At 71.2% G+C, this 14,263-nt stretch carries 13 protein-coding genes; 10 read left to right on the top strand and 3 right to left on the bottom strand.

Annotation, left to right across the window (positions count from 1 at the left end; translation table 11 throughout):
• Positions 1 to 162 precede the first annotated feature (162 nt).
• The gene (locus UA75_RS20915; protein WP_075741706.1) at positions 163 to 1,644 is read right to left on the bottom strand and encodes a phosphotransferase; all 1,482 of its coding nucleotides are present in this window, start codon (positions 1,642 to 1,644) and stop codon (positions 163 to 165) included.
• A gap of 323 nt (positions 1,645 to 1,967) precedes the next feature.
• Here UA75_RS20915 and UA75_RS20920 point away from each other — a divergent pair, with 323 nt between their 5' ends.
• The 4 genes from UA75_RS20920 (at position 1,968) to UA75_RS20940 (ending at position 7,704) form a co-directional block, all read left to right on the top strand.
• Positions 1,968 to 5,252 carry an alpha-L-rhamnosidase gene (locus UA75_RS20920; protein WP_075741707.1) on the top strand — a complete coding sequence of 1,095 codons (3,285 nt, stop codon included), beginning with the start codon at positions 1,968 to 1,970 and terminating at the stop codon, positions 5,250 to 5,252.
• Between the two features lie 440 nt (positions 5,253 to 5,692).
• Positions 5,693 to 6,355, top strand: a complete 663-nt coding sequence (locus tag UA75_RS20930; RefSeq protein WP_075741709.1) for a DsbA family protein — start codon at positions 5,693 to 5,695, stop codon at positions 6,353 to 6,355.
• Positions 6,348 to 6,554, top strand: a complete 207-nt coding sequence (locus UA75_RS20935) for a hypothetical protein (RefSeq protein ID WP_075765228.1) — start codon at positions 6,348 to 6,350, stop codon at positions 6,552 to 6,554. Before UA75_RS20930 ends, UA75_RS20935 begins: the two co-directional genes overlap by 8 nt.
• A gap of 361 nt (positions 6,555 to 6,915) precedes the next feature.
• Entirely contained in the window at positions 6,916 to 7,704 is a 789-nt protein-coding gene (locus UA75_RS20940; RefSeq protein ID WP_075744031.1) for an exonuclease domain-containing protein, read from the top strand.
• A gap of 64 nt (positions 7,705 to 7,768) precedes the next feature.
• Here UA75_RS20940 and UA75_RS20945 read toward each other — a convergent pair whose 3' ends face one another.
• On the bottom strand, positions 7,769 to 8,188 hold the full coding sequence (locus tag UA75_RS20945; RefSeq protein WP_075741711.1) for a VOC family protein: 420 nt from the start codon (positions 8,186 to 8,188) through the stop codon (positions 7,769 to 7,771).
• A gap of 10 nt (positions 8,189 to 8,198) precedes the next feature.
• Complete coding sequence (locus UA75_RS20950; protein WP_075741712.1) at positions 8,199 to 8,621, bottom strand: helix-turn-helix domain-containing protein; 423 nt, start codon at positions 8,619 to 8,621, stop codon at positions 8,199 to 8,201.
• Between the two features lie 95 nt (positions 8,622 to 8,716).
• Here UA75_RS20950 and UA75_RS34700 point away from each other — a divergent pair, with 95 nt between their 5' ends.
• The 6 genes from UA75_RS34700 to UA75_RS20980 all read left to right on the top strand — a co-directional run bounded on the left by UA75_RS34700 (position 8,717) and on the right by UA75_RS20980 (position 14,165).
• Entirely contained in the window at positions 8,717 to 8,935 is a 219-nt protein-coding gene (locus tag UA75_RS34700; RefSeq protein ID WP_075741713.1) for a hypothetical protein, read from the top strand.
• A 595-nt stretch (positions 8,936 to 9,530) separates the two neighbouring features.
• A complete protein-coding gene (locus UA75_RS20960) occupies positions 9,531 to 10,673 on the top strand; it encodes a N(5)-(carboxyethyl)ornithine synthase (protein ID WP_075741714.1) in 1,143 nt (380 codons plus the stop codon).
• 637 nt (positions 10,674 to 11,310) lie between these two features.
• Positions 11,311 to 11,511 carry a cold-shock protein gene (locus tag UA75_RS20965; protein ID WP_075741715.1) on the top strand — a complete coding sequence of 67 codons (201 nt, stop codon included), beginning with the start codon at positions 11,311 to 11,313 and terminating at the stop codon, positions 11,509 to 11,511.
• Positions 11,512 to 11,942: 431 nt separating this feature from the next.
• Entirely contained in the window at positions 11,943 to 12,551 is a 609-nt protein-coding gene (locus UA75_RS20970) for a TetR/AcrR family transcriptional regulator (protein WP_075741716.1), read from the top strand.
• Entirely contained in the window at positions 12,548 to 13,255 is a 708-nt protein-coding gene (locus UA75_RS20975) for a GAP family protein (RefSeq protein WP_075741717.1), read from the top strand. The genes UA75_RS20970 and UA75_RS20975 overlap by 4 nt, the downstream gene beginning before the upstream one ends.
• A gap of 226 nt (positions 13,256 to 13,481) precedes the next feature.
• Entirely contained in the window at positions 13,482 to 14,165 is a 684-nt protein-coding gene (locus UA75_RS20980; protein ID WP_075741718.1) for a GntR family transcriptional regulator, read from the top strand.
• The last annotated feature ends 98 nt before the right edge of the window (positions 14,166 to 14,263 follow it).

Consider the following 14,263-nt stretch of genomic DNA (forward strand, 5'->3'; position numbering starts at 1 on the left):
GGGCTGCCGGTATCGGCATCGTCGAGCCGAGGCGGACACCTCCGGCCGAGCGGTAGGCCCGGTGGGCGCAGCCGTCGATGCCGTACTCCCCCGCCCCGATCATCGGCAGACCCTCCGCGATCACCGCCGTCCGCCGGGTCGAATCGCGGCGGGCACTCCGCTTCAGTCGGGTGCCTGCGCCGGGGCCTTCTCTCCAACCCGGCCGAGTTCGCGCAGCGCGGCACAGGTGAGGGTCGCCAGGCCTGTCGGCGACACCACGCTCAGCGCGATGTCCACGGCCTCGGCTCGCTGCTCGTCGTCGAATTTGGTGGCGGGGTCGAGGACCTCGGCGGCGGGGACGGCGAGATCCTCCAGCGCTCTGGTGCAGCGGTGGTAGGCCAGCCGGACGGGGTCGATCTCGACCGGACCGTACCCGTCGAAGAACCAGGACTGCTCCTCCGGCGTGACCTGTGCGAAGGGCAGCACCCCGCCGAGCACGAAGAGCAGGTCCAGCTCGCGGGGTGCCAGGACCGCGTCGTCCCAGTCGAGCAGCCAGACCTCGTCCTCGCCCGCCACCAGCATGTTGCCCAGATGCGGATCGCCGTGACAGACGACGCGGGGCGTCGACCGCGTGCGCAGCTCCGCAGCCAGGGCGTCGGCCTGGTCGAGCAGGGTCGAGATCAGTCCGGCCGAGGCACGCCAGCCTGCGGCCAGCGCGCGGACGAGCGGGTCGTCTCGGCGGTGGTCGGCGGCGATGCCCGCCTCGGGTACGGGACGGACCCGACCCGAGTCGGTGTCCGCGTACTCGGCCGCAGGCTCGCCGGAATCAGGCCCGCCGGACGCGGCAGGCGATTCGACGGTCCTCGCCACCGGCTCCGCGTGATCACCCGCCACGACGCCCAGCCTGCGGCCGACGGCCCGCGTCACGGCCGCATACTGCTCATGGGTCCGATGGTCCTCCTGCCGCAGCACCTCGGTCAGGGTCTCGTCCACCTCGATGGCGTGGGTCCGCCCGAGCAGTTCCCCATAGACGACCCACTGCCGTCGGGTCATCCCGCCGAGCGCAGGCTCGTGGGAGATCCACGGGACCAGGGACAGCCTGCGCCCCGCGCGGTCACTCCACCACCGCCCCGCGCGGGTCGGCACCGGCCCGACCACCCCGGCGATCCCCTGCTCCGCGAGCCGCGCCGAGAGGATCAACCCCGCCGGGCTGCCGCCGCCGCTCCATTTGACCGCATACCGTGCGCCGTCCGAGGCCACGGCGTGCCACACCTGCGCAGCCGCGTCCGCGCCTGCCGTGACGGGGTCGATCACCGTGAGGTCGACGGCGAAGTCCTCGCGGACCCAGGCGCGCAGTCGAGGGAGATCGATCTCGGTCCGTTCTTCCGCAGCGCCCTCGCGCCGCTCGGCACCCTGGTCCACTGAGCCGACCCCGCTCTTCTGCTCGCCCGCCGCACCGCGTGGGACCGGCGGCGGCTCCCGTCGTCCGACGCGCCGCGAGACGGTCCACGGTCGCGGTCTGGCGATCTTCGTGGCCGACCGCGCTCGGCGCAACCTGATTCCGCTCGCCCACTCGTCCGTGCGGTGGGTCCGCGTGCCGGTGTCGCGCGGCTGCGGCCGCATCGAGCGGTCGGCGTCGGCTCGCCCGGCAGCGGAGATCCGCACGACTGCGAGTCCGCACGCGTTCGAGTCCGCCGAATCTCGATCGGGTTCGGGCGACGAGGGTCCACCCCCGACCAGAGCACGGTCGCCCGCGACCCAGATCGCAGCCAGACCCTCTCGAGGCTGACGCCGGAAGCCCGCCGACCAGTCGAGTCGCCGACTCCGGCCGGCCGGAATCGGACATCGTGAAACACCCGATCCAGCGACGACCTGGTTACGGTCCGAAATGGACTCTGCATCGACGGGCGCGCTGGGACATGGCCAGCCGGGTCATCGCGGCCCGTCTTCCTTCTCTCCTCAATCAATGACGATCTTGGAGGAAGTCGATGGGCAAAGGCATGAATCGGCGGGGATTCCTGCACACGTCCGCGCTGGGGACCGGGGCGGGGGTGGCGGCGTTGTCGCTCTCCTCGGTGCCCGCCGAAGCGCAGGACGGCCACCACGACGACGAGCGGCGCTCGGCCGGGGGCAGGCCGGGGAGCCTGCGGGTCGAGCGCACGACCGTCGAGTACGCCGAGACCCTGCTGGGCACCGACGTCACGACGCCACGACTGTCCTGGGTGTCCGCAGCCGACGGCCACGGCGCGCGGCAGTCCGCCTACCAGGTCCAGGTCACCACCGACCCGGCGAACTGGGCGAGCGCCGACGCCTGGGACTCCGGCCGCGTCGAATCCGATCGCTCGGTCGGCGTCGACTACGCCGGGGAGCCGTTGCGCCCCCGCACCAGGTACCACTGGCGGGTCCGGGTCTGGGACGGCCGGGGCCGCCGATCGGACTGGAGCGCCGAGCGCTGGTGGGAGACCGCGATGCTCGGCGAGGACTGGCAGGCGCAGTGGGTCGGGGCGGCGACGCCGGAGGCTCCGCTGGAACTCGACGGCGCCTCGTGGATCTGGTCGGCCGACGCCTCCCAGGAGACCGCACCGCCCGGAGCACGCTGGTTCCACGGCGAGCTGCGCCTGCCCGCCGATGTCGAGGTCACGCGCGCGCGGATCGTCGCCACGGCCGACGACGACTTCACCCTGTATCTGAGCGGGGAGCAGGTGCTGCACGCCCCGGAGGAGGTGGACACCTGGCGGCGGGCGCAGCTCGCCGACTGCACGGCGGAGGTCCGCGCCGCAGGCGGGCGCGTGGTGCTCGCCGTCATCGCCCACAACCGGCCGGGGCCGTCGGTCAATCCGGCGGGCCTGCTGCTGCGGCTGCTGGTGGAGCTGGCGGACGGCCAGACCGCCGAGCTGACCAGCGGCCCGGGATGGCGGGTCACCGATACCGAGCCCGAGGGCTTCCCCGATCCGGACGTCGACGACGGAACCTGGACCGACGCGGCGGTGCTCGCGGCGTACGGGGCGGGGCCGTGGGGCAACGGGGTCGACGTCAGCGGTCCCGAACAGCCCGCGCCGCTGCTGCGCCGCGAGTTCGCCCTGCCGAGTCCGGTCACCCGCGCCCGGCTCTACCTCAGCGGCCTCGCCTACTACGAGGCCGAGATCAACGGTCGCCGCGTCGGCACCCAGGTGCTCGATCCCGGCTTCACCGACTACGCCGAGACCGTGCTCTACGCGGTCCACGACGTCACCGACCTGCTTCGGGCCGGTGACAACGCCATCGGCGTCACCCTCGGCCGAGGCTTCTTCGGGATGACCACGGGCAACGCCTGGAACTGGAACGACCCGCCGTGGCACGGGGAGCCGCGACTACTCGTGCGGATCGACGTCGACCACGCCGACGGCACGCAGACCACCGTCGTCTCCGACGCCGACTGGCGGATCACCGACGGCCCCACGGTGTCGAACTCCCAGTTCGCGGGCGAGACCTATGACGCCAGGCTGGCGCAGCGGGACTGGTCGTCACCCGGCTTCGACGACGGCGACTGGCAGGCCCCGGCGGTGGTGGCGGCACCAGCGGGCACGCTGTCGGCCCAACAGCACGAGCCGATCGAGGTGCTCGCGACCATCCGTCCCACCGCGATCACCGAGCCGAGTCCCGGCGTCCACGTCGTGGACATGGGTCGCACGATGGCAGGCTGGACGCGGCTGTCGGTCCGCGCGCCCGAGGGCACCCGTATCGGGCTGGAACACGGCGAACAGCTCGACGATGCCGGGCGGGTGATCGGCTCGAACGGACTCGTGCCGGGCAGGCATCAGTTCGACGAGTACGTCTGCGCGGGTGCGGGCACCGAGGTCTGGGAGCCGAGGTTCTCCTACAAGGGCTTCCGCTACGTCGAGGTGACCGGGCTGCCCGAGGCGCCCCACCCCGAGCAGGTGCTCGGCAGGCTCGTACACAGTGCCGTGCCCGAGACCAGTCGGTTCGCCTGCTCCGAAGGGTTCTACGAACAGTTGGACCGGGCGATGCGCCGAACGCTGCTGAACAACTTCCACGGCCTGCCCACCGACACGCCCATGTTCGAGAAGAACGGCTGGACCGGCGACGTCCAGGTGGCCGCCCCGACGATGCTGTTCGCCTTCGACCTGTCCCGCTTTCTCGGCAAGTGGATCGACGACATCGCCGACAGCCAGGACGCGGCGGGCCAGGTGCCGGTGATCGTGCCCAGCAGCGGCTGGGGCTTCACCGACCTGGCGCCCACGCCGGAGTGGACGACGGTCTATCCGTTCCTGCTGCGGGAGATGTACCGGGTGTACGCGGACGACCGGCTCGCCGCGCAGCACTGGGCGCCGCTGGTCCGGTACCTGGACTGGGAGATCGGTCGGCTGGTCGACGACCTGGCGATCACCGCGCTCGGCGACTGGCTGCCGCCCGGATACCAGGCGGGCATCCCGCCGGAGGACACCAGGCTGACCGCGACGGCGTACCTGTGCCGAGCACTGCTGAACACGGCCGAGCTGGGCGAGCTGCTCGGACACCACGAGACCGCCGCGCGGTATCGAGCGACGGCCGAGCGATGCCGGACCGCGCTGAACGCGACGTTCCTCGGCCCCGAGGGCCACTACCGCTCCGACCGCGACCCCGAATACCGGCAGGCCTCCAATGCCGTGCCGCTGGCCTTCGGGCTGGTCCCGCCCGAGTCCGAGGCGTCGGTGGTCGCCTCGCTGGCGGCCGACATCCGCGACCGAGGCGACCACCTCAACACCGGCTGTCTGGGGACGAGCGTGCTGCTGCCGGTGCTCAGCGCGCACGGGCATGCCGACCTCGCCCACGCCCTCGCCACCCAGCGCAGCTATCCGAGCTGGGGCTACTGGTTCGACAACGGCGCCGACACGATGTGGGAGATGTGGGAGGCGGACTCGCGATCCCGCGACCACTACTTCCAGGGCACCGTGGCGCAGTGGCTCTACGAGAACGTCGCGGGGCTGCGACCCGGCGACGCGGGGTATCGGGACTTCGTGGTGCGGCCGGACGCGCGAGTCGGGGTGGACTGGGCGCGCGTCTCGCTCGACACGGTGCGCGGGACGGCCGCCGTGGCCTGGGAACGGGCGGGCTCCGGGCTACGCCTGAGCGTCGGCGTCCCGGTCGGGTCCGTCGCCGAGGTGCACGTGCCCGCCGAGTCCGCCGATGACGTCGTCAGCACGCCCGAGGCCGAGTTCCTCCGCATGGAGGCGGGCCACGCGGTGCTGCGCGTCGATCACGGCGACTGGGAGTTCACCAGCCGCGTCGGCTGAATCGGGTCCGTCGCAACGTCGGGCGCGAACGGCTCGGCCGGGCTGGTCGGGCCGCCGGATCGGAGGAGATCGCGGCGGGCCGGCCCGGCCTGGCCGAGAGCCCGGGACTCGAGACGTCTGCACGACAGGACGGCGCGCCGTCTCGAGGCCGGTCCGCCGAGGTCGGGCGAGCACCGTGCCCGCCGAATGATCCGCCCGTCCCCGCGTCGGGCCGCCGACCGGCGCGGGGAAGCAATCCGGGCCCGGCCGCGTTGTGACAGGCGTCCGCCGCCCGAGGAACGACGAGTTCGGCGCCGGTCGCCGCGTCGCCCCGTGCACCGAGGCGATGCAGGCGTCGGCAGGCTCGCTCTTCCCGCCGGGTGCCCGCGATCGGTCCAGCGCCGGGACCGATCGCGGCCAGAACCGCAGCCGCGCGCACCGTGAATGGAGTCGCACCGTCCATGAGTGAGCCCATCCCCCCGAGTGAGCCCATCAAGGTCGACATCTGGTCCGACATCGCCTGTCCCTGGTGCTACATCGGCAAGCGCCGCTTCGAGACGGGCGTGGCGAAGGCGGGCGAGAACGTGGTGGTCGAGTACCACAGCTTCGAACTCGCCCCGGACACCCCGGTCGACTTCGACGGCAGCACCGTCGAGTTCCTCCAGCGCAGGATGGGGACGTCCGCAGCGCAGGTCGAGCAGCGGTTGCAGCAGGTGACCGACATCGCCGCAGCCGAGGGACTCGCCTGGGACATGGCGGCCGTCCGGCACTCGAACACCCGCAAGGCACACCGGCTCCTGCACCATGCCAAGGCGGAGGGACGACAGTCCGAGCTCAAGGAACGGCTGTTGCGTGCCCACTTCGAGCAGGGCCGCAACGTCGGACGCGACGAGGAGCTGGCCGAGTTGGCCGTCGAGGTCGGCCTCGATCGCGATCGGGTGCTGGCGGTGCTCTCCGGTGACGACTACGAGGACGCCGTGGAGCGGGACGTGCAGCTGGCGCGGCAGTACGGCATCCAGGGTGTGCCGTTCTTCGTGATCGACGGCAAGTACGGCGTCTCCGGGGCACAGGAGGCCGACTCCTTCGTCCAGGTCCTGCGCACGGTGCGAGCGGGCGGTGAGTGAGGGCATGGACGTCGAGTTGACGCGGGAGGACACGGGCTCGGCCGAAACGGCCCCGACCGGCCTGACGACCATCTCAGCCGCGCCGGGGCCGCTGCGGCTGCTGGGCGACTCCGATGCGATGGCCTGCGAGGGCGACGCCTGCCTGATCCCCGGTTCGACGGAGCCCACGGCGGGCGGGGCGGGTACCTCGACACGGTGATCGGGCGGTGGCCGTCCGGTGCGCCGAGCGCGGCCCTCGGGATCGGGCGGCCGCCCCGCCGTCGATTCAGGCCTGCGCGGCGAGATCGGGCGGGACACCCATCGGCTCGGCGGTGATCCCGCCGACGAACGCCCTGCCGCCGGTGCCCGGTCACCGACGGGATCGCAGCTGCCGGGAGTCCAATCCGTTCGCCTTTCGCGCGGCGACTCCAGCCCCGCGTCCGAACCGGAGGATTCCGGCCCAGGGGATCGAGACGCCGGCACGTCGAGCCGCTGATCACGCTGCGACACCGTCGAGAATCACCCGACTGCCTGCGCTCCGCCCTGTGTGGACCGTCGGGATGATCCGCTACCTTCGGTGCATGATCCGATCCGGCATGTCCTGGTCCGACGGTCCGTTGACGGCCTTCGATCTGGAGACGACGGGGGTGGACACGGCGACCGACAGACTCGTGACCGCCACCGTCGTCGCCATCGTTCCCGGCGCTGAACCGGTCGTGTCGACCTGGCTGGCCGATCCCGGCGTGGAGATCCCGGCCTCGGCCGCCGAGGTTCACGGGATCAGCACCGAACACGCCCGCACCCACGGTCGGGACGCCGCGACGGTCGTGGCCGAGGTCGCCGAGACCCTGGCCCGTGCCTGGTCTCCCACCACGCCGCTGTGTGTCTTCAACGCGAGCTTCGATCTCTCGCTGCTGCATGCCGAGCTGCGCCGCCACCACGGCCGGGATCTGGTGCTCGCCGGTCCGGTCGTCGATCCGATGTGCATCGACAAGCACCTGGACCGCTACCGCAGGGGCAAGCGGACGTTGGGCGCCCTCTGCGAGCATCATCAGGTGCGGTTGGAGGACGCCCACAGCTCCACCGGCGACGCCCTGGCGTGTGCTCGGCTGGCGTGGCGACTCGCCAGGAGTCATCCCGAGCAGGTCGGCACCGTCGACCTCGCCGAGCTGCACGACCGCCAGGCAGGCTGGTACCGGACGCAGACGACCGGCTTCGCCGACTATCTGGACAGGCTGGCCGATCGGGAGGCGGACCCCGCCGAGGCCGAGCAGCTTCGCGGTCGGGCGAAGGAGGTCCGCACCACGGCCGACCACTGGCCGTTGCGCCCGACCGCGATGCAGGCCGAGGTCTCGATCTCCGCAGGCTGAGCGCGGCGGGCGAGGGCGGGATCAGTCTGCTGTCAGCCCTGATCCGTCCGCCACGCTCGGGACCTCACCCGCCCTGGCTGAAGAGCTGCCCGAACCGGATGCGGTTGCCGAACGGGTCCCGTAGCCCGCAGTCGATGCCGTAGGGCCGTTCGGTCGGCTCGTCGGTGAACTCGACGCCCTTGGCGAGCAGCTTCTCGTAGGTCGCGTGGCAGTCGTCGGTGGTGAACATGAGCCAGCCGCCCATCGCGCCCTTGGCGACCAGCTCCCGCACCTGCTCGGCGGTCGCCTCGTCCATCGACGGCGGACCGGGCTTCTCCAGCAGGATCTGCCTGCCGGGCTCGTTCGGCACCGTGACGGTGAGCCAGCGCATGAAGCCGAGGTCGGTGTCGGTGTGCAGGTCGAGGCCGAGGACGTCCACGTAGAACGTACGGGCCTCGTCCTGGTCGAGGACGTAGATCTGGGACTGAGTGATCGCGGTGAACATGAGAAGGACGTTAATCAGCGGGCGTGGCGGTCGCTTCTCCGAAAGAACTCGGTCGCAGCCAGGACCTCGCGAAGCACGTCGGCACCGGGAGCAGGGCGACCCGACGCCGGTAGAAGGTGGGCGACTCGCCGACGATGTCCCGAAAGGTCCGGCTGAAGGTGCCGAGACTGGTGAAGCCCACGTCGAGGCAGACGTCGGTCACGCTGCGGTCGCTCTCCCGCAACAGGGCCATGGCGCGCTCGACCCGCCTGCGTTGCAGATAGCGGTGCGGCGTCTCACCGAAGGTCGCCCGGAAGGTGCGGATGAGGTGGGTCTCGGAGACGTGTGCGATCCGAGCCAGCGCGGGGATGTCCAACGGCTGTGCGTAAGCCAGGTCCATCCGGTCGCGGACCCGCAGCATCCGGCGGTTGGACTCCTCCACGGCACGACTCATGCGCGGATTCCATCACGCGCGTCGGACGAGGAGGGCCGTTGACCTCAGGGACTGGTTGAGCCGATCCGGTCCGGCCGAGCAGAGATCGATCTCCGATGGAGGAAGGTCGCAGGACCGTCGTGCTCGACCACACCATCGTCTGGGCCCCGGACCGACGGGCCTCGGCCGACATGCTGAGATCCGTGTTCGGCTTCGCGGCACCGGTCAAGCAGGGCCCGTTCCTCCCCGTCCGCACGGACAGCGACGGCATCCTGGACGTTCGCCGCCGGACCCGACGGCATCGGCGGCCGCAACCCGCAGCCCGCATGACGTAGGGTCAGTGCACCGAGACATCTCGTGCGTCGGCATTCGGTCCGACGCCGTCTCACGGCCCGCCGGTCAGACCGATCACGGATCGATCGACGGGGCACCGGAGACGGTCTCGCTCTCGTCGCCGTCGGGTGTGCGGGGCCGTCGAGCCCGCGCCTGAGACACCATCGGTCACCATGCCTGCACCGCCGGGCGCTCCTCCCGTCGGAGAGGCGCCGGACGCGCGATCAGCACGCACGACACGGCCGGAAGGCCGGTGTGTGAGCGCCGAGTCGAGCGCGGCCGAGCGAACGATGCACTCGAGTACGCGGGCCTCGGCGAGCCGTTCGACGGCACGATCCGTCGTCTTCGGGCCTGACGGCAGGCCGGCCTCGACGCGCCCGCACGCGGAGCCGGGAATCAGATCGGCACCGAACGGTTCGGATGAGCATCCCGACCGAGATGACGTGCGGGACGCACGGCGGGCCCACGGGCGCCGACAGCGGTGCCCGCGCCCGCCGACAGGCGTCGACTTCCAACGCCTCGCGGCGGAGCGAAGGCAGCGGACCGTACGTCGGGCCTGCCGCCCCACAGACCAGGGATCGACCAGCAGGGAGCACCGTGAGTCAACTCAGTCTCGGAGTCATGTCGGGGTCGCGCAAGGAGAACGAGCGCAGACTGCCGATCCATCCGCTGCACGTAGACCGGATCGAGGCGGGCCTGCGGGACCGGATCTTCCTGGAACAGGGCTACGGCAGCCGGTTCGGCGTGTCCGACGAGCAGCTGGCCGCGCACATCGGTGGAGTTCGGCCCCGTGATCAGCTGCTCGCGGAGTGCGACGTCATCCTCCAGATCAAGCCGCTCCCCGCCGACTTCGCCGAGCTGCGACGCGGCCAGGTGCTCTGGGGCTGGCCGCACTGCGTCCAGAACGAGGAGATCACGCAACTCGCGGTGGACGGCGGACTGACCCTGATCGCCTTCGAGGCGATGCACCACTGGCAGGCCGACGGCGGGTTCGGCCTGCATGTGTTCCACAAGAACAACGAACTGGCGGGCTACTGCTCGGTGCTGCACGCGCTGGAGATCATCGGCAGCACCGGCGACTACGGTCGCAGGCTCCGGGCCGTCGTCATCGGCTTCGGGGCGACCGCCAGGGGCGCGGTGACCGCCCTGAACGCCCACGGCGTGCACGACGTGGACGTCCTCACCAATCGCGGTGTCACCGCCGTCGGCTCGCCGATCCACTCGGCACGGATCGTGCACGTCGAGCACGACGGCGACGACCCGCGCGGCAGCCAGGCGGCGACCGACGGGGTCCGGGTGCCGCTGGCGGACTTCCTGGCCGAGCACGACATCATCGTCAACTGCGTGCTCCAGCAGACCGACTCGCCGCTGACCTTCCTCGTCGGGGAGGATCTGAGCGCCTTCGCGCCGGGGAGTCTGATCGTCGACGTCTCGTGCGACGAGGGGATGGGCTTCGACTTCGCGCGGCCGACGAGCTTCACCGAGCCGATGTTCACCGTGGGCGACGGCATCCGGTACTACGGCGTGGACCACAGTCCCTCGTATCTGTGGAACTCCGCCACCTGGGAGATCAGCGACGCGGTCCTGCCCTATCTGCGGACGATCCTGGCCGGGCCTGCGGCCTGGGAGGCCGACGAGACCGTGCGGCGGGCGGTGGAGATCCGGGACGGCGTCATCCGCAACCCCGGCATCCTGTCCTTCCAAGGACGGTCGCCGGACTACCCGCACGCGCGCAGCTGAGTAGGCGAGCCGCGCGCCGAGCCGACCGCAGACCCGTGGACTCATCCGCACGCGCGCGGCTGAGCCTCGGGGCGGCGGCAGGTTCGCGGCGGCAGGGGGCAGGGAGCGAGCCGCCCGGCGCCGAGTTCGGACGCGGCGATCGGCCTCGGGTCCGAGGGCACGGACCGCCCCTGCGGACGCGCTGCCCTGGGCGTCGAGGCGACGTCTAGGGCCTGCCGCCGAGAAACCCCGGAGCCCGCCGTGGCCGCGCAGGCACCCGGGGGAACACGCTCGAGGAGAAGTCGCCGTCCCGATCAGGGGAATCGATCCGCCCCGGGCCGAACACCCCGGCTGAGCTGCGCCGTCACCCCCTCGCCCCGCATCCGGCCGGGGCTGGCTCACGAGTTCTTCGCCCGCGCCGCTGCCGAGATGATCGTGACGTGCGACACTCTACGGCGTCGTGGGGAACTAATAGGCTGTCGATCGGGTTGGACAGGGTGGTCGTCAGCTTTGTGTTCGTGTTTCACCACGCTCGCGGAAACGATGTTGCGGGCGCGCCGTCTCTGTTCTTGCAGGCCAAGCTGGAGAAGTCGCCGTCTGAGACCCGACCCGGGAACCGCACGGTGCGGACCCGTTCTGGCCCTGCGAAGGAGCAGACATGGCACAGGGAACCGTCAAATGGTTCAACTCGGAAAAGGGCTTCGGCTTCATCGCTCAGGAGAGCGGCCCTGACGTGTTCGTGCACTACTCGGAGATCAGCGGTGACGGCTACCGCTCGCTCGAGGAGAACCAGCGCGTCGAGTTCGACATCAACCAGGGCCCGAAGGGCCCGCAGGCTGTCGCGGTCCGCGCGGTCTGAGAACTTCCTTCTTAGCTCCGACCAGCGGTTTCGCTGACGCGGACTTCGAAGTGCCGATGCCCCCGACCCGGCTGGGTCGGGGGCATCGGCGTTTCCTGGGGCCGGGTGCGCGGCGTTGGTCGCCGGGCGGTGCACCGGACGACGTCTGCCATCACGACTACCGGCGCATGGCGCGAGACCCGCCGCCGAACGGGCGTGCTCTAACCCGCCGCTTTCGCCCTCTTCGTCTCATCAGACCGGCCGCGCCGGTCGGCCGGACATGACGACCCGCCCGTCGGTGATCGGCAGTGCCGATCTGACGGACCTTGCCGACGCCTCCAGTGCGCAGCCCCATGGTCGCCTCCTGACCTGCGCCCCATGAGCAGGAGGAACGACCCGCGCGCTGGGGAACCGCCCAGCACAAAAAAATAATACCGTGTTATTTTTACCCCATGGCACGAACCGCAGACACCGAAGCTCGACGCAGGCAGGTGGCCGAGGCCCTCCTGCGCGTCATCGCCCGAGACGGGCTCGCCGGGGCGAAGCTGGCGAGCGTCGCCGCCGAGGCTGGAGTGTCGATCGGGTTGGTGCAGAGCTACTTCCGGTCCAAGGACGAGCTGCTGCGTTTCGGGATCGAGCACATGTGCACGCGGGCCCTCGAACGCATCGCAGAGACGCCCCACGGGCAGACGGTCCGCGAGACGCTCCTCTCGGTCATGGACACGCTGCTGCCGCTGGACGAGGACCGCAGGCACGAGCTGGCGGTCTGGCTCGCCTTCCTCCCGACCACGCTGATCGATCCCGAGATGCGCCGTATCCACCAGGCCAACAGCAGGCAGTTGCTCGACGCGCTCGCCGCGGGCTTCGCCCACGCCCAGGAGATCGGCGAACTCGACGAGCGACGCGATCCGCACGACGAGGCCGCCGCGCTGGCGGCGTTCACCGACGGCCTCGCCGTGCACCACCTCGCCACCGGTGACGACTTCGACCGCGACCGCATCCAGCGGCTGCTCACCAACCACCTCGACCGCGTCTTCTCCGAAGGAACCCGCACGCCATGACCACCGCACTCGCCTTAGGGCTGATCGGCCTCGCCCTCGTCGACAGCACCAGTATCGGCACGCTGTTCATCCCCATCTGGCTGCTGCTCGCGCCCGGCCGGGTCCGGCTCGGCCGCTTCGCCGTCTATCTCGGGACCGTCGTCCTCTTCTACTTCGCCGCCGGGCTGTTCATCATGCTGGGCGCCGATGCCGCCCTGTCCCTGCTCGACACGCTCCTCGCGGGCATCGATCAGACGGTCCTGCGCAGTGTCCAGCTTGCGGCGGGCATCATCCTGCTGATCCTCAGCTTCCGCATGACCTCCAAGCGCCGTCAGGAGAAGGGTCCCGGCCGTATCACCCGCTGGCGGGAGCGCGCGCTCACCGAGGAAGGCCACGCCCCGTCGCTGATCTCGCTCGCCCTTGCCGCCGCAGGCATGGAACTGGCGACCATGCTGCCCTACCTCGCGGCCATCGGGCTGATCGTCACCTCCGGTATCGGCTGGGGCGGCATCACGATCAGCCTCGCCGTGTACTGCCTGGTCATGGTGCTTCCGGCCGTCGTGCTCGTCGTCGCCAGGCTCCTCGCCCACGAGCGGATCGATCCGCTGTTGCAACGGATGAACGCCTGGATGACCAAGAACGGGAACGAGACCATGAGCTGGATCGTCGGGATCGCCGGGGTCCTGATCGCCCTGAACGCCGTCGAGGCGCTCTTCGGCGGGTGAGCGGCCTGCCGCGAGGTCACGGGCACCGTCGGCGCCGGTGGAGCTCCCTGCCGGACCGCCGTCGGATCGGCCTAGCCATGCCGTCGGGCTCACCGCATGCGCCGCCTGCTGTCTGTCGCCGACGCCCGAGACGCGCGATGAGACACCCGCAGGCGGCGCATCCGCCGGGCAGCCCATCGACCCCGGCTCCTTGACGCCGAGTTAAATGCAGTGTGCGATATACCGCATGCCGGTACCCCAGGTTCACCACGTCATGGCGAGATCGCTGCTGCGCGACGAGGCGTACCGGGCGATCCGCGACGCGATCGTCGACGGCACCCTCGCCCCCGGCGAGCGTCTGCTGGACACCGAGCTGATCGACTGGCTCGGGGTGAGCCGCACGCCCATCCGGGAGGCGCTGGCCCGGCTGGAGCAGGCCGGACTCGTGCGATCCAAGCCGGGCCGCTACACGATCGTCGCCCCGCTGGACGTCCGGGCCACCCGCGAGGCTCAGTCGGTCGCCGCGGCCCTGCACGAACTGGCCGTCCGCGAGTCGGCGGCCGCGCTGACCGACGTCGAGCTGTCGCTGATGCGTGCGGCGAATCAGCGACTCGCCGACGCCCTGCGCGCCGAGGACGTCGACGGCGCACTGACCGCCGACGACGAGTTCCATGCCGTCCCGGTGATCGCGGCGGCCAACGAGACGCTGCGCTCGATGCTCGACCAGGTCACCCCGCTACTGCGCCGGGTGGAGCGGGTGCGGTTCTCCTCGTTGGCGGGCCGGGGCTCGGTCGCCCAGCACGCCAGGATCATCGAGCTGTGTGCCTCGGGCGACGTCGAGGGCGCGGCCGCCGCCACCCGCCACAACTGGGAGACCCTCGAACCGCTGCTCGCGGCCCACGAGGACGGCGAGGACGCGGCGATGTCGTGATCGGCACGACGGCCCTGGCCGCCCACGATGCGCCGCAGCCGACGCCTTCGCAGCCGGGCCGCCGCCTGCTGCCCGGTCCGGCGATCGATCGGAAGGCC

The sequence above is a fragment of the Actinoalloteichus sp. GBA129-24 genome, from assembly GCF_001941645.1.
Lineage (GTDB): Bacteria > Actinomycetota > Actinomycetes > Mycobacteriales > Pseudonocardiaceae > Actinoalloteichus_A > Actinoalloteichus_A fjordicus.

Excerpts from the sequence above, each read along its gene's own strand:
- UA75_RS20920 (WP_075741707.1), top strand. The coding sequence starts at position 1,968 with ATGGGCAAAGGCATGAATCGGCGGGGATTCCTGCACACGTCCGCGCTG.
- UA75_RS20945 (WP_075741711.1), bottom strand. The coding sequence starts at position 8,188 with ATGTTCACCGCGATCACTCAGTCCCAGATCTACGTCCTCGACCAGGAC.
- UA75_RS20975 (WP_075741717.1), top strand. The coding sequence starts at position 12,548 with ATGACCACCGCACTCGCCTTAGGGCTGATCGGCCTCGCCCTCGTCGAC.
- UA75_RS20940 (WP_075744031.1), top strand. The coding sequence starts at position 6,916 with ATGATCCGATCCGGCATGTCCTGGTCCGACGGTCCGTTGACGGCCTTC.
- UA75_RS20965 (WP_075741715.1), top strand. The coding sequence starts at position 11,311 with ATGGCACAGGGAACCGTCAAATGGTTCAACTCGGAAAAGGGCTTCGGC.
- UA75_RS20930 (WP_075741709.1), top strand. The coding sequence starts at position 5,693 with ATGAGTGAGCCCATCCCCCCGAGTGAGCCCATCAAGGTCGACATCTGG.
- UA75_RS34700 (WP_075741713.1), top strand. The coding sequence starts at position 8,717 with ATGGAGGAAGGTCGCAGGACCGTCGTGCTCGACCACACCATCGTCTGG.
- UA75_RS20970 (WP_075741716.1), top strand. The coding sequence starts at position 11,943 with ATGGCACGAACCGCAGACACCGAAGCTCGACGCAGGCAGGTGGCCGAG.
- UA75_RS20980 (WP_075741718.1), top strand. The coding sequence starts at position 13,482 with ATGCCGGTACCCCAGGTTCACCACGTCATGGCGAGATCGCTGCTGCGC.
- UA75_RS20950 (WP_075741712.1), bottom strand. The coding sequence starts at position 8,621 with ATGAGTCGTGCCGTGGAGGAGTCCAACCGCCGGATGCTGCGGGTCCGC.